This window comes from Paenibacillus sp. GYB006, assembly GCF_036577645.1.
In the GTDB taxonomy this organism is placed as follows: Bacteria; Bacillota; Bacilli; order Paenibacillales; family Paenibacillaceae; genus Paenibacillus.
Window position 1 is genome coordinate 1 of the sequence record NZ_JARBDA010000047.1, and the last position, 1,075, is coordinate 1,075.

At 45.5% G+C, this 1,075-nt stretch carries 1 protein-coding gene; it reads left to right on the forward strand.

What is annotated here, in order from left to right; translation table 11 throughout:
• Positions 1–109 precede the first annotated feature (109 nt).
• Positions 110–1,066, forward strand: a complete 957-nt coding sequence (locus PV403_RS24795) for an IS30 family transposase (protein WP_285741540.1) — start codon at positions 110–112, stop codon at positions 1,064–1,066.
• Positions 1,067–1,075: the final 9 nt, after the last annotated feature.

A 1,075-nucleotide genomic window follows, 5' to 3' on the forward strand; every position in this document is an offset into this window, starting at 1 on the left:
TGACGGATTGTAATATGAAGTGCGACACCTAGTTCAAAATTAAAAATGGCCCATGGCCGGATTCGTGTAGAATGGAGTTACCACACAACACCTACAAGGAGAATCCGCCATGAGCTACACACATCTTAGCATAATTGAACGCAGTAAACTAGAAGTATTACATCAACTGGGGCTGTCCGCCCGAGCCATTGCTCGCGAATTGGATCGTCATCATTCCACGATCAGCCGGGAACTGAGGAAAAATCAAAGCCTAAATGGTTATCAAGCGGTAGCATCAGAGCATCGTTATAAGCATCTTCGCCAAGCTCAGAAACCTAGAGAAAAATGGACGGAGACACTCGGAAAAGAAATTGAACAGCGACTTCACGAAACCTGGTCTCCTGAGCAAATCTCTATGCGTTATAGACTGAAAGGAGAGCCCATGGTTTCGTTCAAAACGATCTATCGCTGGCTTTATCAAGGACGTATGATTCGTAACACCGTTCAGCAGTTAAGACACAAAGGAAAAAGACAAAAACCCCAAGAAAAACGAGGTCGCTTCCTCGTAGGCACTTCTATCAAACAACGGCCTAAAGAGATTCGTTCCCGTGAAACCTTTGGACACTGGGAACTGGACACGGTCGTCTCCAGCCGAGGAAAAAGTAAGGCTTGTGTCGCTACATGTATCGAGCGAAAAACAAGGCTATACACTGCTATTAAAATGCCAGATCGCACTTCATTATCTATGGAAATTGCTATTGGTGTAGTTGCTGCACAGTACCCTGCCCAAACCTTCCAGACAGCTACCGTAGACCGTGGTAAAGAGTTCGCGTGCTTTCGTGAATTGGAAGAGTCACACGGTATGACGGTATATTTTGCAGATCCTTATTCCTCATGGCAACGAGGCTCCAATGAGAATGGAAACGGGCTCCTTCGAGAGTTCTTCCCAAAAGGAAAGGACTTTGCAAAGGTGACCGAGGAAGAATTAGAACACGCCCTCCAACTTATTAACAACAGACCAAGGAAATGTTTGGGATGGAAAACTGCTCACGAATCATTTGAAGAAGAAGTGTCGCACTTGGATTGACAATCCGTC

Coding starts and splice junctions, on each gene's coding strand:
- PV403_RS24795 (WP_285741540.1), top strand. CDS start 110: ATGAGCTACACACATCTTAGCATAATTGAACGCAGTAAACTAGAAGTA.